This window comes from Micromonospora sp. NPDC049801 (assembly GCF_040656575.1).
GTDB lineage: Bacteria > Actinomycetota > Actinomycetes > Mycobacteriales > Micromonosporaceae > Micromonospora.
The window spans coordinates 456,592-477,626 of the sequence record NZ_JBFAMS010000004.1 but is presented as its reverse complement, the minus strand read 5'-3'; the positions used below and the strand labels follow the sequence as shown (position 1 = coordinate 477,626).

18 protein-coding genes are annotated in these 21,035 nt (G+C 70.7%); 9 read left to right on the top strand and 9 right to left on the bottom strand.

All coding sequences use genetic code 11. The features are described from left to right. The first annotated feature begins 15 nt into the window (after positions 1-15). Together AB0I89_RS10520 and AB0I89_RS10515 are read left to right on the top strand one after the other, a co-directional pair. Positions 16-249 (top strand): holin, encoded by a 234-nt coding sequence (locus AB0I89_RS10520; protein WP_355052950.1) that lies wholly within the window; start codon positions 16-18, stop codon positions 247-249. Between the two features lie 126 nt (positions 250-375). Then, complete coding sequence (locus AB0I89_RS10515) at positions 376-2,646, top strand: glycoside hydrolase family 44 protein (protein ID WP_357123305.1); 2,271 nt, start codon at positions 376-378, stop codon at positions 2,644-2,646. A 162-nt stretch (positions 2,647-2,808) separates the two neighbouring features. Here the strand turns inward: AB0I89_RS10515 and AB0I89_RS10510 are convergent, their stop codons facing one another. After that, entirely contained in the window at positions 2,809-3,612 is an 804-nt protein-coding gene (locus AB0I89_RS10510; RefSeq protein WP_357123302.1) for an NAD(P)H-binding protein, read from the bottom strand. An 89-nt stretch (positions 3,613-3,701) separates the two neighbouring features. Next, a complete protein-coding gene (locus AB0I89_RS10505) occupies positions 3,702-3,884 on the bottom strand; it encodes a hypothetical protein (protein WP_357123425.1) in 183 nt (60 codons plus the stop codon). Here AB0I89_RS10505 and AB0I89_RS10500 point away from each other — a divergent pair. Further along, a complete protein-coding gene (locus AB0I89_RS10500; RefSeq protein ID WP_357123422.1) occupies positions 3,801-4,121 on the top strand; it encodes a helix-turn-helix domain-containing protein in 321 nt (106 codons plus the stop codon). The two genes, AB0I89_RS10505 and AB0I89_RS10500, sit on opposite strands and share 84 nt — an antisense overlap. Positions 4,122-4,209: 88 nt before the next feature. On the opposite strand, the gene AB0I89_RS10495 is transcribed toward AB0I89_RS10500, so the two are convergent. Then, on the bottom strand, positions 4,210-4,572 hold the full coding sequence (locus AB0I89_RS10495; protein ID WP_355052955.1) for a helix-turn-helix domain-containing protein: 363 nt from the start codon (positions 4,570-4,572) through the stop codon (positions 4,210-4,212). A 108-nt stretch (positions 4,573-4,680) separates the two neighbouring features. On the opposite strand from AB0I89_RS10495, the gene AB0I89_RS10490 reads away from it, so the two are divergent. Beyond that, positions 4,681-5,520: an NAD(P)H-binding protein gene (locus AB0I89_RS10490; protein ID WP_357123299.1), complete on the top strand. Its 840-nt coding sequence runs from the start codon at positions 4,681-4,683 to the stop codon at positions 5,518-5,520. Between the two features lie 54 nt (positions 5,521-5,574). On the opposite strand, the gene AB0I89_RS10485 is transcribed toward AB0I89_RS10490, so the two are convergent. From AB0I89_RS10485 to AB0I89_RS10470, 4 genes are all read right to left on the bottom strand, one after another. Further along, complete coding sequence (locus AB0I89_RS10485) at positions 5,575-6,303, bottom strand: anti-sigma factor (RefSeq protein WP_357123296.1); 729 nt, start codon at positions 6,301-6,303, stop codon at positions 5,575-5,577. Continuing rightward, positions 6,300-6,926: a sigma-70 family RNA polymerase sigma factor gene (locus AB0I89_RS10480; protein WP_357123293.1), complete on the bottom strand. Its 627-nt coding sequence runs from the start codon at positions 6,924-6,926 to the stop codon at positions 6,300-6,302. The genes AB0I89_RS10485 and AB0I89_RS10480 overlap by 4 nt, the downstream gene beginning before the upstream one ends. Before the next feature lie 76 nt (positions 6,927-7,002). Beyond that, a complete protein-coding gene (locus AB0I89_RS10475) occupies positions 7,003-8,526 on the bottom strand; it encodes a molybdopterin-dependent oxidoreductase (protein ID WP_357123289.1) in 1,524 nt (507 codons plus the stop codon). A gap of 59 nt (positions 8,527-8,585) precedes the next feature. Next, positions 8,586-9,215, bottom strand: a complete 630-nt coding sequence (locus AB0I89_RS10470) for a fasciclin domain-containing protein (protein ID WP_357123286.1) — start codon at positions 9,213-9,215, stop codon at positions 8,586-8,588. 260 nt (positions 9,216-9,475) lie between these two features. On the opposite strand from AB0I89_RS10470, the gene AB0I89_RS10465 reads away from it, so the two are divergent. From AB0I89_RS10465 to AB0I89_RS10455, 3 genes are all read left to right on the top strand, one after another. After that, the gene (locus tag AB0I89_RS10465) at positions 9,476-9,697 is read left to right on the top strand and encodes a hypothetical protein (protein ID WP_357123283.1); all 222 of its coding nucleotides are present in this window, start codon (positions 9,476-9,478) and stop codon (positions 9,695-9,697) included. A gap of 72 nt (positions 9,698-9,769) precedes the next feature. Further along, positions 9,770-10,813 (top strand): hypothetical protein, encoded by a 1,044-nt coding sequence (locus tag AB0I89_RS10460; protein WP_357123280.1) that lies wholly within the window; start codon positions 9,770-9,772, stop codon positions 10,811-10,813. 200 nt (positions 10,814-11,013) lie between these two features. Next, entirely contained in the window at positions 11,014-12,069 is a 1,056-nt protein-coding gene (locus AB0I89_RS10455; RefSeq protein WP_357123277.1) for an FUSC family protein, read from the top strand. Positions 12,070-12,391: 322 nt separating this feature from the next. Here AB0I89_RS10455 and AB0I89_RS10450 read toward each other — a convergent pair whose 3' ends face one another. Beyond that, positions 12,392-13,021: a VOC family protein gene (locus AB0I89_RS10450; RefSeq protein WP_357123274.1), complete on the bottom strand. Its 630-nt coding sequence runs from the start codon at positions 13,019-13,021 to the stop codon at positions 12,392-12,394. 174 nt (positions 13,022-13,195) lie between these two features. Between AB0I89_RS10450 and AB0I89_RS10445 the strand changes: the two genes are divergently transcribed. Next, complete coding sequence (locus AB0I89_RS10445) at positions 13,196-13,690, top strand: SMI1/KNR4 family protein (RefSeq protein WP_357123271.1); 495 nt, start codon at positions 13,196-13,198, stop codon at positions 13,688-13,690. Between the two features lie 28 nt (positions 13,691-13,718). Here AB0I89_RS10445 and AB0I89_RS10440 read toward each other — a convergent pair whose 3' ends face one another. Beyond that, positions 13,719-14,744: an XRE family transcriptional regulator gene (locus tag AB0I89_RS10440; RefSeq protein ID WP_357123268.1), complete on the bottom strand. Its 1,026-nt coding sequence runs from the start codon at positions 14,742-14,744 to the stop codon at positions 13,719-13,721. Between the two features lie 213 nt (positions 14,745-14,957). On the opposite strand from AB0I89_RS10440, the gene AB0I89_RS10435 reads away from it, so the two are divergent. Beyond that, complete coding sequence (locus AB0I89_RS10435) at positions 14,958-21,023, top strand: RHS repeat-associated core domain-containing protein (RefSeq protein WP_357123264.1); 6,066 nt, start codon at positions 14,958-14,960, stop codon at positions 21,021-21,023. Positions 21,024-21,035: the final 12 nt, after the last annotated feature.

Here is a 21,035-nt window from a genome sequence, read left to right as displayed (position 1 = left end):
TCTGGAGGTACGGACATGTTCACCACGAAGTTCTGGAAGGCCACCGCCGAGCGGGCGGTGAAGAGCGCCGCGCAGGGTCTGCTCCTCTACTGGGGGGCCGACGTGGTGTTCAACGCGTGGCAGGCGGACTGGGCGGCAGCGGGTGGCATCGCGTCCGGCGCCGCGGTGCTGTCGGTGCTCACCTCGCTCGTGAGCGCGAGGGTGTCGGGCGAGGGTGACTCGCCCAGCCTGGTGGGCGGCGAGCAGTAGCACCAGCCCAGCCGGGAGCCCTTCGGCGTCGAAGGCGCTCCCGGCCGTCGAATTGACTCGGAGGCGCGAACGAGCAACGCTGTGGCAGCGCTCCCATCGACGGGCTCCTATTCGAAAGGAATGCTCGTGCGTCCCCACACAGCTCTACTTCCGGTCGTGCTCGCCGCGGCCCTCGGCGGTCTGGCCCTGCCCGCGCCCGCCCTGGCCGCGGCCGGCCCGGCACTGGCCGTGGACACCACCGCCGCCCGGCACCAGATCAGCCCGTACATCTACGGGATGAACTTCGCGGACGAGGCCCTCGCCCGCGACCTGCGGCTGCCGGTGCACCGCTACGGCGGCAACGCCACCACCCGTTACAACTTCCGCGCCGACACCACCAACCGCGCGGCGGACTGGTACTTCGAGAACATCCCCAACGACAACCCGAGTCCCGGGGACCTCCCGAAGGGCTCGGAGAGCGACCGGTTCGTGCGGCAGAACAAGGCCACCGGGGCCGCCACGGTCATGACGATGCCGATGCTCGGCTGGATCGCCAAGGACCGGACGCGGGCCTGTGGCTTCAGCGTCGCCAAGTACGGCCCGCAGGAGTCCACCGATCCCTGGGCACCGGACTGCGGCAACGGCAAGAAGCCGGACGGGTCACTGATCACCGGCAACGATCCGGAGGACACCAGCACCGCCGTCGGCCCGGAGTACGCCACCGACTTCGTCAACCACCTCAAGGAGCAGTTCGGGGCCGCCGCCGACGGAGGGGTCCAGTTCTACAACCTGGACAACGAGCCGGATCTGTGGCACTCCACCCACCGCGACGTCCGCCCGACCGGGCTGGGCTACGACGAGCTACGCGACCGCACCTACGAGTACGCCGCCGCGATCAAGGCCGCCGACCCCGGCGCGAAGACGCTCGGTCCCGTCGGCTGGGGCCTGAACTCGATCATTTACTCGGGCCTCGACCAGGACACCTGCTCGCGCACCGGCTGCTGGTCGAACCCGCCGGACAAGGCCGCGCACGGCGGGCAGGACCTCGGCCCGTGGTACCTCGACCGGATGCGCGAGTACGAGCAGCAGCACGGCACCCGCATCCTCGACTACTTCGACGTCCACCTCTACCCGCAGCAGTCCGGCGTGCTCGGCGACGCGGCCGGCGACGCCAACACCCAGGCGCTGCGACTGCGCTCGACCCGCCAACTCTGGGACCCGACCTACGTGGACGAGAGCTGGATCAACCAGCCGGTCCGGTACATCCCGCGCCTGCGCGAGCTGGTCGACCAGCACTACCCGGGCACGAAGATCGCGATGACCGAATACAACTGGGGCGGCTACGGGTCGCTCAACGGCGCTCTCGCCCAGGCCGACGTCCTCGGCATCTTCGGCCGCGAAGGACTCGACCTGGCGACCCTCTGGACCGCACCGACGACCGACCAGCCGGTGGCCAACGCCTTCCGCATCTACCGCAACTACGACGGCTCCGGCGGTGCGTTCGGTGACACCTCCGTCCAGGCGACCAGCGCCGACCAGGGCAAACTGGCCGTGTACGCCGCCGAGCGCAGCGCCGACAAGGCGCTCACCGTGGTCGTCGTCAACAAGACCGGCGACGACCTGACCAGCCCGGTCGCCCTCACCGGCGTCTCCGCGAGCACCGCCCAGGTCTACCGGTACAGCGGGACGAACCTGGCCGGCGTCGTCCGGGAGGCCGACCAGCCGGTGACCGCCGGTGGCCTCACGACCACCTTCCCGGCCAACTCGATCACCCACCTGGTGCTGCCGCGCGCCACCGCGCCCGGCGACACCCAGGCGCCGACCGCCCCGGGCAAGCCGACCGCCGGCACGGTCACCAGCGACAGCATCGCGCTGGCCTGGACGCCGTCCACCGACGACACCGCCGTCACCGGCTACGACGTGCACCGGGTCGACACCACCGGCACGGTGAAGATCGGCAGCGCCACCGGCACCACGTACACCGTGACCGGGCTGACGCCGGACACCCCGTACACCTTCGTGGTGACCGCCCGCGACGCGGCGGGGAACGTCTCGGCGGCCTCGCCCGGCCTGACCGTGCGGACCGCGCCCACCGCGCCCACCGCCCGTTGCGCGGTCGGCTACACCGCGAACAGTTGGCCGGGCGGCTTCACCGCGACCGTGACGATCAAGAACACCGGGACCACCGCGATCGACGGGTGGAAACTCGGCTTCGACTTCCCCACCGCCGGCCAGAAGGTCAGCCAGGGCTGGTCGGCCACCTGGAAACAGAACGGCACGAGCGTCACCGCGGACAGCATGAGCTGGAACGGCAAACTCGCCGTCGGCGCGTCCACGAGCATCGGCTTCAACGGGACGTGGAGCGGCACCAACCCGGCGCCGACCGCCTTCACCCTCAACGGTCAACGCTGCGGATGACCTGAGAGTCCCACTCCGTTAGCAGGCCGCAGGGGTCCGGGGCGCAGCGTCGCCCCGGACCCCTCGCCCGCGAGCGGCGGAGCACTGAGCTTCTACGGTCGGGACCTGACCGCCGCCGTCCTGGCAGCTGTCGAGCCTCAGGACCGGGCGGAGCAGGTTCTGTCAACGCGCGGCGGCTGTGACATCGGCGGCGGCGGCGAGGGGATCCGTGAGCGGTCGATCCAGCAGGCGCCCGAGGTCAGGACCGGTGTGGTGGAGAAACCCGTGGCGGACACTGCTGGCGATCGAGGCGAGCATCGGCGGCTGGTACGGCAGCAGGATGGCGTTGCCGAGCAGGCGGGCGCGGTACTCGCCAAGATCGATCGTGCGGTGCGCGACGCCGAGACGATCGGCGATGTCGCCGGCGGTGATCGGGGTTCCGACCAGGTCGTACACCTTTCCGGCGTGGGCGCTGGGCTCGCTGGCGACGACGGCTGCGGCAGCGGCCAGGTCGGCCCGCGCCACCGCGGCGAGCGCGCCGGTCCCGAACGCCGACTCCAGGCCGTCGGGCGTCCACGTGAGCAGGGCCCCGAAGAGTTCGGCGTACAGCCCGTTCCGCAGGATCGTCCAGGCGAGCCCGCTGGTCGTGATCAGGTGCTCGGTAGCCCGGTGGGCCAGCGCGAACCCGAGATGGTCCCCGGCGCTGGTCAGGCTGGTGTACGTCACGTGCGCCACTCCGTCGCGCCGGGCGGCGTCGAGGAGGGCTCGGTGACGCGCGATGACTGTGTCGTCCTCGGCATACCCGGCTGAGATCAGGACCAGGGTCGAAACCCCGGTGAGGTCGAGGGTCGCGGGATCGTCGAAGTCGAGGTGGCGCTGTGCGCCAGTGGGAGTGCGACTTGCCGCCAGGGCGGGTGTCCCTCGCTGGGCCAGCTCTGCGAGGGTGCGCGAGGCGAGCTGCCCGTTGGCGCCGGTAAGCATGATCATTGCGGCTCGGTCTCCTGCCGTGGTTCTCTTCAGTAACTACCGGGCAGCCTGGACCCACGCCCGGCGGGCCACAAGGAGGCAGTCTCGTGTCACCAGCGCACACCGAGGTAACCGCGGAAGCCGCCGAGCTCGAACCGTGCGGACAGCCGGAACACCCGGACTGCGGCATCCGAGACGTTCTTGACCGGGTGGGCGACAAGTGGTCCGTACTCGTGATCGTCGAACTCGCCGCCGGGCCGCGACGCTTCCGCCAACTCCAGCGCGCCATCCATGGGATCTCCCAGCGCATGCTGACCCTCACGGTGCGCCGCCTGGAACGAGACGGCCTCGTCCTTCGGACCGTTTACCCGAGCGTGCCCGCCCAGGTCGACTACCGCCTCACCGAAACCGGCACCAGCCTCACCCATCTCGTCAAGGCCCTCGCCGACTGGTCGCTGGCACACCGCGACGTCATCGCCGAAGCCCGTCAGGCGTACGACAGCGACCACCCCGGCAACGAGATCCGGTGACCCGCAGCGCATCTTCGACAAGCTGACCGCGCCAGCTCGTCGGCCCGCCCATCACGGTGAGGTTCTGCTTCCGCGTTGTGGATGGTCCTCATCGCCCGGCGTCGTAGGCATCCCGCGCGCGTTCCACCTCTGGGAGGCTGGCGTCGGCCCACGTGGCCAGGTGGGCGAAGATCGGGCCGAGGCTGGCGCCCAACTCGGTGATCTGGTACTCGACTCGCGGCGGCACCTCGGCGTGGTAGGTGCGCGTCACGAGTCCGTCGCGTTCGAGTTGGCGGAGCCGCTGCGTGAGCACTTTGGGCGTGATGCTCGTCAGTCGGCGCTCCAACTCCACGAAGCGCTGCCGACCGTATTCGTGCAAAGCCCACAGGATTGGCGTGGTCCACCGGCTGAACACGATGTCCACGACCGGCGCGACCGGACATGCCAGCTCGGGATCCGTCGAGCGCTGCATGTGCCCTCCGTCACATATCCATTACTATCCTCTAGGTACCTACTATATCGGCGCTACTAGCGTTTCCGGCAACCGCGCGAACGACGCGGTCGAACTGGAGACACAGACATGTTTGTCGTGGTTGGAGCCACCGGAAACGTCGGCAGTACGCTCACGTCAATCCTCGCGGCCTCGGGCGGTGGGGTGACGGCGGTATCCCGGGGACGACGCCCGATCGCCCTGCCAGACGGGGTCCGTCACCATCACGCGGACCTGGAGCGGCCGGAAAGTCTGAGCCCGGTGCTCGCCGGCGCCGACGCGCTGTACCTCCTCGTCGAGGGCGCCGGAGCCCATCTCGACATGCGCGAGATCCTGCGGGTCGCCGCGGCCGGTGGCGTGAAGCGCATCGTGCTGCAGTCCTCGCAGGCGGTCGTTACACGGCCCGACTCGCCGTCACACGCACCCCTGCACGCCATTGAGGACCTGATCCGCCGATCCGACCTCGGCTGGACGATACTGCGCCCTGGCGGCTTCGCCTCCAACGCATTCGCCTGGGCGGAACCGGTGCGGAGTACGCGGATGGTGGCCGCGCCGTTCGGCGACGTCGGTCTACCCTTGGTCGACCCGGCCGACATCGCCGAAGTGGCGGCCGCAGCCCTGCTCGACAGCTCGCACGTCGGCCGCACCTACGAACTGACCGGCCCGGCTCTGAGCACGCCTCGCGAACGGGTCGCCGACCTCGCCGCCGCGCTCGGCGAGCCGATCGGCTTCGTGGACCAGACGCCGAACGAAGCCCGTGAGCAGATGCTGCGCTTCATGCCGCCACCGGTGGTCGAGGGCACGCTGGCGATCCTCGGCACGCCCACCGAAGCCGAACAGCGGATCAGCCCGGACATCGCCGAGATCCTGGGCCGATCCCCACGCCCCTTCGCCGCCTGGGCGAAGCGCAACATCGACGCTTTCCGCTGACGCCTCGCGCCCGTGGCGGTACGGCGGAGCAGCGATCTCTCCTGGCGCCGGTGCTCAGCTCAGCGCGACCGTGCCCACGATTCGCGTGGGGGCGACGGAACCGCCCACCGGTTCGTTGGAGACGCCGAACGTTCCCGCCTCGGCAACCGGGCCGATGACCGTGGTCGACTCCCTGACTCCCTCTGCCAGCCGTCCCACCTTGCGGGGCTCGCTGCCACGGATGAGCCACAGCTCGTAGATCCGCCCGGGGCCGGGCTCGGGCAGGTCGCGCAGCAGCACCACCCCGCGGTCCCGGCTGCGGGAGACCACCACGGTCGCGGCGCCACCGGGCTGGAGAGACCGCTCGAACACCCGGGCGTCCGGGGCGTCCAGGACGGCGGCGATCTGCCGCGCCTGCTCGCTGCTGGCCCGCTCGTCGCTGACCCGATCGTTGGTCACGGCCCAGGTGGCCGCGCTCGCGCCGCCGGCCACGAGGACGGCCACCGCGGCGGCCACCGTAAGGCGTCGCCACCTGCCTGCCTGCCGTGTGGCGCTGTCCCCGGCGGCTGCGGAGCGCACCTGCGGGGTGCGCGCCGCCTGGACGAGGGTGCGCTCCCGCAACCCCTGGGGCAGGGCCTCGACGACGGTATCGTCGGCGAGCCGGGCGACCGTCTCCCGTAGCTCGGTCACCTCCTGTCGGCACGACTCGCAGTCGGCCAGGTGCCGCTCGAACGCCGCCCTCTCAAGGTCGTCGACCGCGTTCAGGGCGTACGCGCCGGCGAGGGTGTGGATGTCGGCACTCATGCCCGTCCCTCCATGTCGATGCCCAGGCAGTCACGCATCCGGATCAGTCCGTCGCGCATCCGCGTCTTCACCGTCGGCAGCGGTGTCTTCAGCTTTTCGGCGACCTCACGGTAGGTGTGGCCGCCGTAGTAGGCCAGGACCACCGCCTCCCGCTGGACCGGTGTCAGCCGGCCCAGACAGCGACGGACCTGTTCGCGCTCCAACCGGGCGGTGACGTCCTCGACGACCTCGTCGTAGGGGACGTGCGTCTCGGTCGCGGCGACCCGCTGGGTGCGGTCGGTGTGGGCCTGCTCGGAGCGCACCCGGTCCACCGCCCGCCGGTGCGCCATCGTCAGGATCCAGGCGGAGGCCGAGCCACGACCGGCCTCGAATCGGCCGGCGGTGCGCCACACCTCGACCAGCACCTCCTGCGTCACCTCCTCCGCCTGCGCCGGGTCGCGCACGACGCGGCGGGCCAGCCCGAGGACGCGGCCGGCCATGGTGTCGTACAGCGCCGCGAACGCCGCCTCGTCACCGCGTGCCACCCGCGCCAGCAGCTCGTCGGGGCTCGGTGGCGTCGCGGTATCCGGCGGCACCGAACGTAACCGCCGCGCGTGTTCCGGGTCGCCGCTCATCCTCGGCATGTCCTCTCCTGTGCAGGCGGCCGTGCAGTCTGCCGCCGCGTACTCGTTCCTGGCCGGAATCACGGCAAGCACCAGGTCAGGTGATCGTGACGGTGGTGCTGTGCCAGCCGGTCGCGCCGTCGGGGAAGGGCGCAGCCCGTTGGTCGGTCTGGGTCGCACCTGTCGCATCGGTGGCCCGTACGCGCAGGGTGTGGCTACCCGGGGTGGCGTCCCAGCGGTAGGTCCACTGCCGCCACAGGTCCGGCGATGGTCCATCGGCGAGGCGGGCCTGCCGCCACGGCCCGTCGTCGACCTGAATCTCGACGGCCACGATTCCGCGCCGTTGCGCCCACGCGACACCGGCGATGATGACAGGCCCGGCGCGACGTTGCGCGAAAGGTCTCGGAGTGTCGATGCGCGATGCGGTCTTGACGGGCGCGTCGGCGGCCCACCCGCGCTGCACCCAGTAGGGGTCGAACGCGTCGAAGGTGGTCACCTTCATCGAGGTGAGCCACTTGCAGGCCCCCACGTAGCCGTAGAGGCCGGGAACGAGCATGCGGACAGGGAAACCGTGTTCCAGGGGCAGGGGTTCACCGTTCATGGCCACGGCCAGGAGCGCGTCGCGCCCGTCGAGGATCGCCGCGAGCGGAGTGCCGATGGTCATGCCCTCCACCGAGCGGCTGACAAGCTGGTTCTGCCCGGCGTGGAGGCCCGCCTCGCGAAGCAGCGGTGCAAGGGGAACCCCCGTCCAGCGGGCGGTGCCGATGTAGGGACCGCCGACCTCGTTCGAGACACAGTTCAGGGTGATGTCACGCTCGACGAGGCCACGGGCGAGAAGATCCTCGAATTTCCAGGTACGAGGACGGTCGACTGCCCCGTCCAGGGTCAACCGCCAGGTCTTCACATCGACCTGCGGGACGGTGAGTGCCGTGTCGACACGGTAGAAGTCCCGGTTGCGGGTGAGGAACGCCGAAACCCCGTCGACACCGACGGAGACACCGCCGGGTAGCGGCGGTGCCGGTCGTACCGGCGGCGGAATGCGAACGGCGGCGCGGGAACGGGCGCCAACCGCACTGCCGCGACCGACGGCCTGGCCAACGGCGGCCGTGGCACCGGCGGTCAGCGCGGTCCCCGCTGTCGTGGCCAGGAACTGACGGCGGTTGAGCAGCCTCGGCCGGCTCGGCGCGATGGCCGTTACCGTTCGACCGGCGCGCGCCAACAGCAACATCGCGGCCGATCCGACGCCGACGCCCGTCAGGACCGGCAGGACGTCCAGGGGTGTCGCCCCCGGGCGGGACAGGACGGCCGCGACACCGACAGCGGCGAACACGGCGAGACCAGCCAGACCGTAGCGTCGTCGTCGAAGCGCCGCCGCGCCGAGCAGAACCGCGGCCAGGGCCAGCAGCGCGTAGACGCCGACGAGGAGCGCGATCTTGTCGTTCGCGCCGAAGGTGCGGATGGCGAACGCCTTGACGCCCTGCGGTGCCAGGTCGATGGCGACGCCGCCGACTGCCAGCACCGGATCGGCGGCCGGGGCAACCAGTGCCGCGAGGAGATGCGCCACGGCCAGGGTCACTCCGGCGGTCAGCAGGCCGACGACCGCGCCGCGGACGGCGGTCATGCGGAGGGTCGGCCCCGGCCGACGAGTCGCCGGCCGGGGCTCGATGTCGGTCGCCGCCATCAGCTCTTGGGCATCAGAACGGTGTCAACGATGTAGACGGTGGCGTTGGCCGTCGAGACGTTCCCGCAGACCACCATCGAGGTGCCGTTGACGGTAAACGACGAGCCGCTGCCGGTCACCTCGAGGTCGCCGCCCTGCAACGTCTTGTGGGTGCCCGCCAGGGTGTCCGGCGACAGCTGGGTCGTCACCACGTGGTAGGTCAGGATCTTCTTCAGCAGGGCGTCATCGGCCAAGACCTTGTCCAGGTCCGCCTTCGGGATCTTGGCGAACGCATCGTCGGTCGGCGCGAACACCGTGACGCCCTGCGCGCCGTTGAGCGAGTCCACCAGGTTGGCCTTCTTCACGGCCGTCACCAGCGTCGACAGCAGCGGGTTGCCGGACGCGGCCGTGGCCACCGGCACCTTCGCCATCGCCTCGAAACTACCGGGGTTGGACGCATCGGTCGGCACGGCAGCGCACCCCGAGCCGAACTGACCGGACATCATCGTCGAGGGCGAAGCCGATGCCATCGGCGCGCTGGCCGACATGCTCGGCGCGCCGCTGGCGCTGTCCCCGCTGTCGGTACCGCCGCAGGCGGACAGGGCCAGCACAGCGATCACGCCAATGGAGGCGAACAGGCGACGCTTCATACGAACTCCTCAAATGCTTGTACTTCACTGCTGTTGTCATGAGGCATTCGAGGCCGATCGCGAGACGGATGGGCGCAACAGGGAGCAAATTCGGAACGGCACCGGGAGCAGACCTGCGGGCTTGTGTCCAACCGGCCTCTGACCTGCACAATCCGAGCTGGCCTGGCCAGCCTCACGGCCAGGGCAGCATCTTGCGGAACTGCGCCGGAGCCGTCCCGCCCGAAAGCATGAGTGCCCAGGCACCGGGTGCCCGACCTGGCATGGGCAGCCAACAGCGCAACAAGCACGACAGCGGCGGCGAGTCGGCGCGGGGCCGCCGGCACCCGGGCAACGGCGCACGGGGCCGGCAGGGGGCGACGGTCGAGCACTCGCCTGATCAGCGGCACGAGCGCACCGCTACCGGATCAGCGGGCATCGAGCGCGACCATGGCCGGTCGAAGGCGGCCCACGAGGGCCGAGTCAACCGCCAGGGTACGGCCTGACCGGTCGGAGCCGAATCACCGCCGGAGAATCAGCTACTCCGACAGCCGGGGCGCCGTCGCAGACGCCGGCTGGTGCCAGCGATCCGGGGTATCAGGACCGGTACGCGGGTCATAAGATCCACCGATATGGCCCGCACCACGCCTCCGCGTCCGCTGGATATCACCGCGGTATTTCCCGAGCTACGGGAACATTCCACCACGGCCACCCGCCTGCATCCCCGACCCGGCGCTCCGACCGTCAGGGACAGCTCGGTCGGTGGACCGCTGCTGTGGCCGGCCCACGAGGTGTGGCCGGTCTGCGACGACGCCGGGGCGCACGAGCCGTGGAACCTTACGACCCCGGCTGCCCTGCGCCGCAGGCGGCAGATCCTCGCGACCGCAGAAGCCCGGGATCCGGTGCCGGGTGGGGACTTCTTGACCGTCAAGGAGCGGGCGGAACTCGACGCCGCCGACGCCCTGGAACTGGACGGCCTGATCGAGGATCCCATCCCGTTGGTCCCCGTCGCGCAGCTCTACCGACGAGACATCCCGGATTACGCCGGTCCGGACGACACCGACCTGCTCCAGGTGCTGTGGTGCCCCGTCGACCACTCGGACCGGCACTACAGCCCTCGCGTCTTCCTCCGCTGGCGAGACAGTTCCACCGTCGGCCCCCTGCTCGAAGCACCTCCCGAGCCGCCGGTGATCAGCGACATGTACCTGCCGATCCCGTGCGTGCTGCACCCCGAGCAGGTCCACGAGTACCAGTACGCCGATCTGCTCCCTGCTGACCTACGCGACCGGCTCGACGAGTGGGATGACGACGAGGACGAGAGCCGTCCCCGTTATCAGAGCGACCTGTCGCTGGCGCCGGGATGGAAGGTCGGCGGGTTCGCGAACTGGTCTCTGACCGATCCGTACCCGATGGACTGTGTCGCCTGCGGCACCGCGATGACCTTGATGTTCACCGTGGATTCGGGCGACTGGAACGGGATGCATTGCAGCTGGCGCCCGTCCGAGGACGACCCGACCGCGTCCCCCGACATCGTCGGCGTGCAGATCGGGCGCGGCTACTCGCTGTACACCTTCCGCTGCCCCGTGTCATTCGATCATCCTCCGCTCACCGCCATGCAGTGAAGCGGCCGCCCACGATGACCTGCCATCGGCCTCTCGTCCCGCGTGCCGCCCGCCACCCAACGATTGAGCAGCTCACAGGCGGGGTAGTCCCGGTCCTCGCGGAAGATCAATAGGCGGCCGGATCCGGTGCGCCGGCGAGAGGGGCAGCACCGGTGCGGACGTGGGGGCGCGACGCCGTAGCGCGGTTACGGGACGACGGGATGACCGTGGTCGAGCTGACCGCCGCCGCGGTGGTCGCCTGGATCGTGGCGGCGGTGGTGATCCGTCACCCGGACCCGTTCTATGCGCCGACCGCCGCGCTCGTCGTGCTCGGTGAGTCCCGCGGGCGACGGCTACGGCAGACCGTCGAGATCCTGCTCGCCGTGGCCGCCGCCGTGCTCGTCGCGGAGCTGCTCGTGTACGCGCTGGGCCCCGGTACCGGCACGGTCCTGCTGGTGCTGCTGCTGACCACCACGACGCTGGTGCTGATCGGAGCCCGCCGCGCCCTGGTCGTGCAGGCCACCGTGTCGGCCATGTACCTGGTCGTGGTCGCCGCGCCGCACGGCACGCTGATGCCGTTCCGCTTCGTCGACGCGCTCGTCGGCGGCGCGGTCGCGTTGGCCGCCAGCCAGCTGATGGCCGCCCGCGACCCGTTGGCCCCGCTCGTGGCGCAGGCGCGGCGCAGCTACACCGACCTGGCCGACCTGCTCGATGAGGTGAACACCGCGCTGCGGGGTTGCGACGAGGATGCCGCGCGCGCCGCGCTGGACCAGGCTCGGCAGGTGGACGACTGCGTCGCCCAGCTACAGACCGCCGTGCTCGCCACCGGTGAGACGCTGCGGCTGGGACTGCGCCGCCGGCACCTGGGCAAGCTCGTCGACGTGGAGGCGACGCTGCGGCAGCTCGACTATGCCGCGCGCAACATCCGGGTGCTGGCGCGGGCCGGCGTGACCCTGACCCGCCGGCACACCGCCACACCGCCGGAGCTGGCCGCCGCGATCGGCGCGCTGACCGCCGCCGTACGGTCGGCCGGGGAGGCTCTGGCCAGCGACCTCAGCGGCGCCGACGCCGACCGGCACGCGCACCGGGCCGACGCGGCGGCCCTGGAAGCGGTCCGGATCGCCGCGGGCCTGCTGCGGTCCGATCCGCCGCTGCCCGTCACCATGATCGTCGGACAGATCCGGGCGACCGCCATCGACCTGCTGCGCGGCGTCGGCCACGACGACGTGGGGGTGCTGGACCGGGTGGACGAGGCGCTCGGTCTGAGCCGGGTGTGACGCCCGGTCAGTCGGGGCGAGAGGCAGTTCGTGCCCATCTCGCCCGTTGCGGGCTGGACCGCGCCGCCGCGCGCGGCCGGTGGCCGGGCGTGACCCTCAGCCACCTGCGTGGAGGCGGATGCGGCGGTAAGCGGTATACCGCACAGTCATATTCATACCTCTGAGGAATACCGCTCAACAGCACCATCGCCACGGCGGGCAGCCAAAGCGAGGGAGCGCTCTTCGCCCAATTCCTTGCGCAGTTCGTTCACGAGCCCGCGTTCGGGTTCCCAAAAGATCAGCAGCTTCGGGCCCATCTGCGGGTCGCGCTCTGGCTGGCCCGCTACTCGCGTCCGACCCAGGTCGCGACGCATGCCTCATTACCCTCGGGGTCGGCCAGCACCCACCACTTCGGCGCGTGTGCGTCGGAGACGACGCGCCCGCCGGCGGCCAGGGCGGCGGCGACGCGGTCCTTCGCTTGATCGTGCGGGACGGCGACGTCGACATGCATCCGGCTGCGTTGCGGACGCGCCGTCTCCATCGGTTGCAGCCCGAATCCGGGCCCCCGTCGCGTCGGATCGGCCAGGTAGTCGTCACCGATCTGCCGGTATCCCAGCAGCGCCTGCCAGAACGGCAGCACGTCCGACTTCACCAGGGCATCGAGGGTGATGTTGAGGAGCTGCACCGCCGTGGGATCGGCGGGGATGCCCAGCGCCCGCGCAGCGGCCGATATCCGTCGCGCCAATGAGATGTCACGCCGCGACAGCGACACGGTGACGCCCGCGTGGCGCAGATCCAGGTTGAGATGCTCCTGCTCGTCGCGGCCGGCGAGCCGGCCGATCTCGTCGACGAACGCGATCCCCGCCGACAGCGAGCCAGTCCGGAAGTAGGCCGAAACCAGGTGGTAGAGACAACGCCAGTCTTCTACACCGTCAGCCTCGTGGAAACGCCCAGCGGTGATCTGCACCGTCACGTTCGCGAACCTAACAGCAGGATGCTCACCTGAGCCAGCCGAGGAAGCGTCGGGGCAGCGCACCCGCCGGGTCCGCGCAGTCGCGGCAGGAGTGAATCCTCAACACGAACAGCGTTCAGACAATGGAGCCCCGGGGCGTTCCGGCAACCGACGTTCAGCGACTACCGTCAGCGCGTGCTCGATCCCACGATCATCTTCGACGCCTCCGATCCGCTGGAAAGTCCGCTCACCGACGAGGTTCTACGGCAGGTGGAGGCACAGCTCGGCCGCAAGCTACCCGCCGCGTACGTCGACCTGGCCCGGCGACACAACGGCGGGTTGTTGGCTCGTGACGCCTACCCCTCGCCCAGCCGAACCTCCTGGTCGGCGAACTACGTCGCGGTGGACACCCTGGCGGCGATCGGCCGGACCGCGCCCTTCAGCCTGTGCGGCGAGCTCGGGAGCGCGTTCTGGATAGCCGAGTGGGGCTACCCCGACATTGGTATCTACATCGCCGACTGCCCCTCAGCGGGCCACGACATGATCGCCCTCGACTACCGGTCCACGGGCGAGCCGACAGTCGTGCACGTCGACCAGGAGTGGGATTACCAGATCACTGTCCTCGCCCCCGATTTCGAGACGTTCCTGGGCGGCCTCGTCGACGACACGGATTTCGATGAGGACGATTGATCGTCCGCTCGGCAACCACGGCAGTGATTCAGGACGATCGGCCTGCCTGTTTCGTCGCGACGAACAGAAATTCCTGGTCCAGGGCCCCGGTGCAGTTCGCCTGCATCGCCTCGGCGCCGGGGTTCACATCGGCAGGGCCCCCGAGCGCCCCAACGCAGAGACCACTGTGGATCGGACGTAGCCGATAGCCGCCGGGCACCGGCACGTTTGTGGCCTCCAACAGGTACCGCTGGTGGGCGGCACCGGTGCAGTTGTCCGGCGCCAGCAACGCGCCGTCCCCCGTCAGCGCCTCGTCGACGGTCAGACAGCCCGCGCCCTCCTTCGGATGGTGCCATTCGATCTCGTAGACCCCGACACCGACCGCTTTGAGGAAGGTGTCCGGGGAGATCCGGTCGCACGCCCGTTGCACCGCCAGCGGCCGGTCGGTGCGGCCGTTACGCTCCCGCCCCTCGCCCAGGCACAGGTCACGATCCCGCACGTGCGCGGGTTGGATGAGGTACCAGCCATCGGGCAGGGCGGCAGTCGCGGGCGTGGAAGCCCCGGAGGATTCCACGGCACGGCCACCCGAGCCGTTCGAGCCGTCTGAGCCGAGGGCGCCCTTCCAGGCCAACGCCGTGCCCGAGCCGATCACGGCGGCGAGGGCGGCGATCACCACGATTGCCCTCCTCGACCGTCGCGGCCGAGCAGCCGGCGCGGGCGGCGCGACCGGTTCCGCGGCGGCCACCCCGGCCTCTTCGACGGGATCCGGAGAACCGCTCGAGATCGGCCCGACGGCAAGCCGGTTACGGACCGCGACCCAGCGGGCCGCGGCGGCGTCGCCGAGTCCGCAGGCTCTCGCAAAGGACTGCACCACCTGTTGCCGGGGCAGGGTCGTACGGCTCAGAGCCGACGCGATCGTGCTCGACGGCAGGGCGTCCCCTGAGGCGTCGGCCTTGGCCGCGAGTTCCCGGTACGTGAGGCCGGACCATTCCCGCAGGGCCCGCAGCGCCGTCACGAACTCGGCCGGGTTCGTCGCCTCGTCGGGGTTCGGCGGCTGCGTTCCGGCTTCGGACATTCGACTCCCCCATGCGTCGATCGGACTCGATCGAGGTTAACGATCCTAGTCATCTGACGCTCGCCGTGCGGGCCCGTTCGGGACTGTCCCGAACGCGCCGGATCCGTTGCCCACGGCGACGTCCGACGCCCAGTGTCCTAGTCGGATGGCCGATCCGGCGCGTGCGGGGCAACCGGCTTGTTCGCAGTCACCACTTCACGCGGGGGGAACAGGATGCCCATACCAGGTACCCGTCGGATCGGCTGGATACGCGCCGGTCGTGGCTCGCTGGCCGGCGCTCTCGTCCTGGCGCTGGTCATCAGTTTGGCCGGGGCGGCGCCCGCACAGGCCGGGCCCGCCGCCGGCCGCCCCCGCTCCCCCGCTGCCAAGAACCCGGTCGCGCCGGTCAAGGGGACGTCGGCACCGGCCCGCCCGCGTGCTGTCGACCTGGAGGAGCAGGCCGCGCTGCGTAAGGCGGCCCGCGCTGAGTGGCCGTCCGCCGCCGCCGTGGACGTACCCGTCGCCGCCGCCGTCCGGCCGATGTCGAGCGAGCCGGAGATCTCCCTCGCCCGGGCCGGTGCGCTACCTCTGTGGGTCGGATCGCCCACCGGGGCCGGCACGGTGCGCGTCGAGCTTCTCGGCCAGGACGCCGTCCGAGCGGCCGGGTTGACCGGCCTGCTCATCCGACTCTCCCGCCGGGACGACACGGCCCGGACGCAGGTGAGCATCGACTACTCCGGCTTTCGTACCGCCTACGGCGGTGACTACGGCTCCCGGCTGCGGCTGGTCCGGATGCCCGAGTGCGCGGCCACCACGCCGGCCGCCCCCGGTTGCCGCACCGGCACGGCGGTTTCCAGTCGCAATCAGCCGGCCACCGGTCGGGTCGAGGCCCGGGTGCCCGACGGCTTGTACGCGCTCACCGCCGGGCCGTCCGGCGGCGCCGGCAGCTACCAGGCCACCTCGCTCTCACCGACAGCCACCTGGGAGGTCGGCCTCCAGTCCGGAGACTTCACCTGGTCGTACCCGATCGACACGCCGGAGGTCCCCGGCGTCGAGCCCGACCTAGCCTTGAACTACTCGTCCGGTTCTATCGACGGGCGGGTGGCCGCCAACAACAACCAGCCGTCCTGGGTGGGCGAGGGCTTCGAACTTCAGTCCGGCTTCATCGAGCGCTCCTACAAGCCCTGCTCGACCGAGCCCGCCTCGCCGGTGGGAGACCTCTGCTGGGGCAGTGACAACGCGATCGTGTCGCTGCCCGGCGCGGCCGGCGAGCTGGTCCTGGACGACACCAGCCGCACCTGGCGGATGGCCGACGACGACGGCTGGCGGGTGGAGCGGTTGACCGGCGCCGTCAACGGCGACGACGGCGACGACAGGACCGACAGCCGCGACGGCGACAAGGGCGAACACTGGCGACTCACCGCACCCGACGGCACCCAGTACTACTTCGGCCTCAACCGGCTACCGGGTTGGGCCGCCGGCCGGGCCGAGACGAACTCGACCTGGACGGTGCCAGTCTTCGGCAAGGAGCCCGGGGCCTGGTGCTACCGGGGCACCCCCGCTGACGCCTGGTGTCAGCAGGCGTACCGCTGGAACCTCGACTACGTCGTCGACCCGCACGGCGACGCCATGTCCTACTACTACCGCCCCGAGACCAACCACTACGGCCGCAACGCCACCGCCACCGCGCCGACCCCCTACGTCCGGGGCGGCCAGCTCGACCGCATCGAGTACGGCCAGCGCGCGGACACCCTGTTCACCGTGCCGGCCGCCGCCCGCGTGGTGTTCGCCCCGGCCGACCGTTGCATCCCGGGGAGCAGCTGCGTCACCTCCCAGCCGCAGAACTGGCCGGACACCCCACTCGACCAGGCCTGCACGTCGACCGGGACGTGCCAGGTCTTCGCCCCCACGTTCTGGTCCACCAAACGCCTCGACCGGGTCACCACGCAGGTGTACACCGCCGGCGCCTACCGCGACGTCAGCTCCTGGCAGCTCACCCAGTCGTACCCCCGGCCACAGGACCAGACCAGCCCACCGCTGTGGCTGGACGCGATCCGGCAGTCCGGTCACGTCGGTGGCACCACCACGCTGCCGCCGGTCACCTTCGACGGGCAGACCTGGCCGAACCGGGTGGACACCGCTGACACCGTGCAGGCGCTGTACAAACGCCGGATCAGCGCCGTGCACACCGAGACAGGTGGCCAGATCTCGGTGGCGTACGCGCCGGTGCAGTGCCGGCCCGGGGGCCTGCCGGCCGAGGACGACAACAACCGGCGCTGTTTCCCGGTGTACTGGGGCATCGGGTCCGCCACCCGGCTGGAGTGGTTCCACAAGTATGCCGTCAGCCAGGTGACCGAGGAGGACCTGGTGGGTGGCAACCCGCCGGAGATCACCTCTTACGAGTACGACATCGGCGGGCACGCCTGGCACCACGACGACGCCGAACTGGTCCCGACCGGCCGCAAGACCTGGGGGCAGTGGCGCGGTTACCGCACCGTGCGGGTACGCACCGGGGCCACCGGTGGTCAACGTTCCCTGACCGAATACGTCTTCATGCGCGGCATGAACGGCGACGTCAACAAGTCCGGTCCGCCGGACCAGGGCGTCCAGGTGGACGGTGTGCCCGACGATCCGCAGTGGAGTGGCTTGAACCGGGTGGTCACCACGTACGACGGCGACGGTGGTCCCTGGTTGCAGCGCAGGGTCTCCGCGCTGACCGGCGTACGGGCCACGGCCACCCGGGAGCGTACGGGGATGCAACCGCTCACCGCGTACCTGGTGACCGGCACCACCGAGCGGATCCTCACCGCGCTCAGTGACGGCTCGACCCGTACCACCGAGACCAACTACGGCTACGACCCCGACTACGCCGGGATGACCCGGGTCGAGGACAAGGGCGACCTGGCCGATCCGGGCGACGACACCTGCACCCGTACCTGGTACACCCGCAACCTGAAGGCGTGGATCACCGACACGGTGTCCCGGACCGAGACGGTGGCCGTGGGCTGCTCCACCACCCCGGCGTACCCGGACGATCTCATCTCCGACGAACGCGGCTACTACGACGGCCAGTTGGGCTGGGGTGCGCCGCCGACCGCTGGCGACGAGACCCGCAGCGAGGAGGCCGGCTCCTGGTCCGGCGGCCCGGTCTACGTCACCGCCGGCTCGACCGAGGTCGACGGGCACGGCCGGCCCACCGCCGTGGTCGACGCGTTGGGCCGCCGCAGCAAGACCGCGTACACGCCGGCACTGGGCGGGCCGACCACCCAGGTCAGCACCACCAACGCCCTGGGCCACACCACCACGAGCACCCTGGACCCGCTGCTGGGTAGCCCGGTCAGCACCGTGGATGCCAACGGGCGACGGACCGACCTGACGTACGACGCCCTGGGCCGGTTGCGCCAGGTGTGGCTGCCCGGCCGGGCCAAGGACACCCAGAGCCCCAACAGTCGCTTCGAGTACGTCGTCCGCGCCGACGGGACCAGCGCCACCCGCGCCGAGACCCTGACCGGGGACGCCGGCGGCGGTTACCGATCCGCGTACACCCTCTACGACGGCTTCCTGCGTCCCCGGCAGACCCAGACGGCCTCCCCCGCCGGCGGCCGGATCATCACCGACACGTTCCACGACGGCCACGGCCGTGTCGACCGCACCTACGACGACTACTGGGAGGCCAGTCGCGACCCGGTCCCGGAACTGTTCCGGCCGACCGGCAGCGTGCCCGGCGAGACCCGGTACGGCTACGACGGAGCGGACCGGGAGACGGTGGAGATCTTCCTGTCCCACGGCGTCGAGCAGTGGCGCACCGGCACCGCGTACGGCGGCAACTGGACGTCGGTGGACCCGCCCGACGGCGGCACCGCCACGACGACGGTCGTCGACGCCGACGACCGGGTCACCGCCCTGCGGCAGTACACCGGCGGGTCACCCACCGGCGCCTACGACGAGACCCGGTACACGTACACCAGGGGCGGTGAGCTGGCCACCGTCACCGACCCGGCCGGCAACGTCTGGCGTTACTCCTACGACCTGCGCGGCCGCCGGATCCACACCGAGGACCCGGATACCGGTACCTCGACCTCCCGCTTCGACGACGAGGACCAGCTGACCAGCGCCACCGACGCCCGCGGGCACACCGTCGCCAGCACCTACGACCCGCTCGGCCGCCCCACCGGCCGGTACGACGGTTCCCCGGACGGCACGAAGCTGGCCGACTGGACCTACGACACGCTGCCCGGCGGTATCGGGCTGCCCACCGCGGCCACCCGGTACGCGGGCGGCGACACGTACCGGTCGGAGACGCTGGGCTACGACCCGGCGGGTCGGCCGACCGGAACCGCCGTCACGGTCCCGGCCGCCACGGCCGGGCAGACCGAGCGGTACGCCAGCACGTTCAGTTACAACGCGGCGGGGGCGGTCACCTCCGCCAGCCTGCCGGCCGTCGGCAGCCTCGGTGGCGAGACGGTCACCTACACCTACAACTCCCTCGGTCTGCCGGCCACGATGACCTCGCGGACCGCGTCCGGCGGCAGCGTCACCTACGTCAACGACACCGCGTACGACCCGCTGGGTGACGTCGAGTCGTACCAGCTCGGCGGCCCGGAGGCGGTGCTGCTGCGGACCTTCGGCTACGAGACCGGCAGCCGCCGGCTGAGCACCGCGCAGGCAATCGGCGTGGGCACCGAGGACGCCACCATGGTCAGCGACGTCAGCTACCGCTACGACGACGCCGGCAACGTCACCTCCATCGCCGATGCCGCGGTCGGCGACACCCAGTGCTTCCGCACCGACTACCTGCGCCGGCTCACCGAGGCGTGGACCGCCACCGACGAGTGCGCCGCCAACCCCAGCCTCTCCGTCCTCGGCGGGCCGGCCGCCTACTGGCAGTCGTACCGGTTCGACAAGGTCGGCAACCGTACCGAGGAGGTCCGGCACGACGCCGCCGGCGACACCCGTCGGACGTACGACTATCCGGCCGCCGGCACCGCCCAGCCGCACACCCTGCGGTCGGTCATCACCACCGGGCCGGCCGGCAACCGGACCGACACCTTCGGCTACGACCCGGACGGCAACACCACCACCCGGGCGGTGGCCGGCAAGGACCAGACCCTGACCTGGGACACCGAGGGCAACCTGACGGCGATCACCGAGGGCGGCCGGACAACCTCCTTCGGGTACGACGCCGACGGCAACCGGGTGCTGCGCCGCGACGCCACCGGCACCACGTACTTCCTGGGCAGCGCCGAGCTGTTCCGCCCGGCGGCCGGTGGCGGCGCCCTCGGCACCCGCTACTACGGCCAGGACGGCGACGTGATCGCCGTACGGACCGCGGACAACCGGCTCAGCTGGTTGGTGGACGACCACAACGGCACCGCCGGGGTGGCGGTGGACGCGGTCACCCTGACCCCGACCCGGCGCTACAGCCTGCCGTACGGCGGGAGCCGTGGCGCCGCGGCGAGCACCTGGCCCGGTCAGCGGGGCTTCGTCGGCGGCACCGTGGACGCCGGGGTCGGCCTGGTGCGGATCGGCGCCCGCGAGTACGACCAGGAGACCGGCCGGTTCCTCTCCGTCGATCCGGTGATCGACGAGTCCGACCCGCAGCAGATGCAGGGCTACGCGTACGCGAACAACAGCCCGGTCACCTACTCCGACCCGGATGGGCTGCGTCCCGACTGCGGCACCGGTAAGGGCTGCACCCAGTTCAACAAGACGCACCGCTACAACGGCAAGAAGTACGTCAAGAAGCCCAAGCCCAAGCCGAAGCCCAAGGCCAAGGCCGTGCGCCGGCCGGCGGCCGGGCCGAAGTCGGCGCGGGACCGACTGCTGGCCAAGGACAAGCAACTCGACGATCGCGACAAGCGCGGCAAGGTCAAGCCGAAGACGGCTAAGAAGAAGGAGAAATCCGACGACGGTCGCCCTTGTGCGTGTCTCACCGGGGGCCAACGTGGAAAACGCGACGGTAAACACTCCTTCCTCCAAGGCAAGAATGCTGCGGAGCTGGATGAGATGTACAAGCAGGCGCGGAAAGACCGGAACTTCGACCTAGCGAAAAAGATCAAGGAACATCAGAAAAACACGGGCTCCCGCAATTACGGAAACTCCAATAATTCGCGAACGGCCAAACCCAAGGCATCGCCGACACCTGCGCCGACGGCAACACCCCAGACCAAGTTCGAGCCGCCACGTGTTCGACCGGACGAGGGCGTGATAAAGACGGTCGTCATCTCATTGCTGGGAATCGGACTGGGAATTCTCGCTGGGATCGGCTGCGCCGGAACCGGTGGGGCCGCCTGCAGCTGATCGGCATCGCGT

Coding starts and splice junctions, on each gene's coding strand:
- AB0I89_RS10520 (WP_355052950.1), top strand. CDS start 16: ATGTTCACCACGAAGTTCTGGAAGGCCACCGCCGAGCGGGCGGTGAAG.
- AB0I89_RS10510 (WP_357123302.1), bottom strand. CDS start 3,612: ATGATCATGCTTACCGGCGCCAACGGGCAGCTCGCCTCGCGCACCCTC.
- AB0I89_RS10505 (WP_357123425.1), bottom strand. CDS start 3,884: ATGGATGGCGCGCTGGAGTTGGCGGAAGCGTCGCGGCCCGGCGGCGAG.
- AB0I89_RS10495 (WP_355052955.1), bottom strand. CDS start 4,572: ATGCAGCGCTCGACGGATCCCGAGCTGGCATGTCCGGTCGCGCCGGTC.
- AB0I89_RS10490 (WP_357123299.1), top strand. CDS start 4,681: ATGTTTGTCGTGGTTGGAGCCACCGGAAACGTCGGCAGTACGCTCACG.
- AB0I89_RS10485 (WP_357123296.1), bottom strand. CDS start 6,303: ATGAGTGCCGACATCCACACCCTCGCCGGCGCGTACGCCCTGAACGCG.
- AB0I89_RS10480 (WP_357123293.1), bottom strand. CDS start 6,926: ATGCCGAGGATGAGCGGCGACCCGGAACACGCGCGGCGGTTACGTTCG.
- AB0I89_RS10475 (WP_357123289.1), bottom strand. CDS start 8,526: ATGACCGCCGTCCGCGGCGCGGTCGTCGGCCTGCTGACCGCCGGAGTG.
- AB0I89_RS10470 (WP_357123286.1), bottom strand. CDS start 9,215: ATGAAGCGTCGCCTGTTCGCCTCCATTGGCGTGATCGCTGTGCTGGCC.
- AB0I89_RS10465 (WP_357123283.1), top strand. CDS start 9,476: ATGGGCAGCCAACAGCGCAACAAGCACGACAGCGGCGGCGAGTCGGCG.
- AB0I89_RS10455 (WP_357123277.1), top strand. CDS start 11,014: ATGACCGTGGTCGAGCTGACCGCCGCCGCGGTGGTCGCCTGGATCGTG.
- AB0I89_RS10440 (WP_357123268.1), bottom strand. CDS start 14,744: ATGTCCGAAGCCGGAACGCAGCCGCCGAACCCCGACGAGGCGACGAAC.
- AB0I89_RS10435 (WP_357123264.1), top strand. CDS start 14,958: ATGCCCATACCAGGTACCCGTCGGATCGGCTGGATACGCGCCGGTCGT.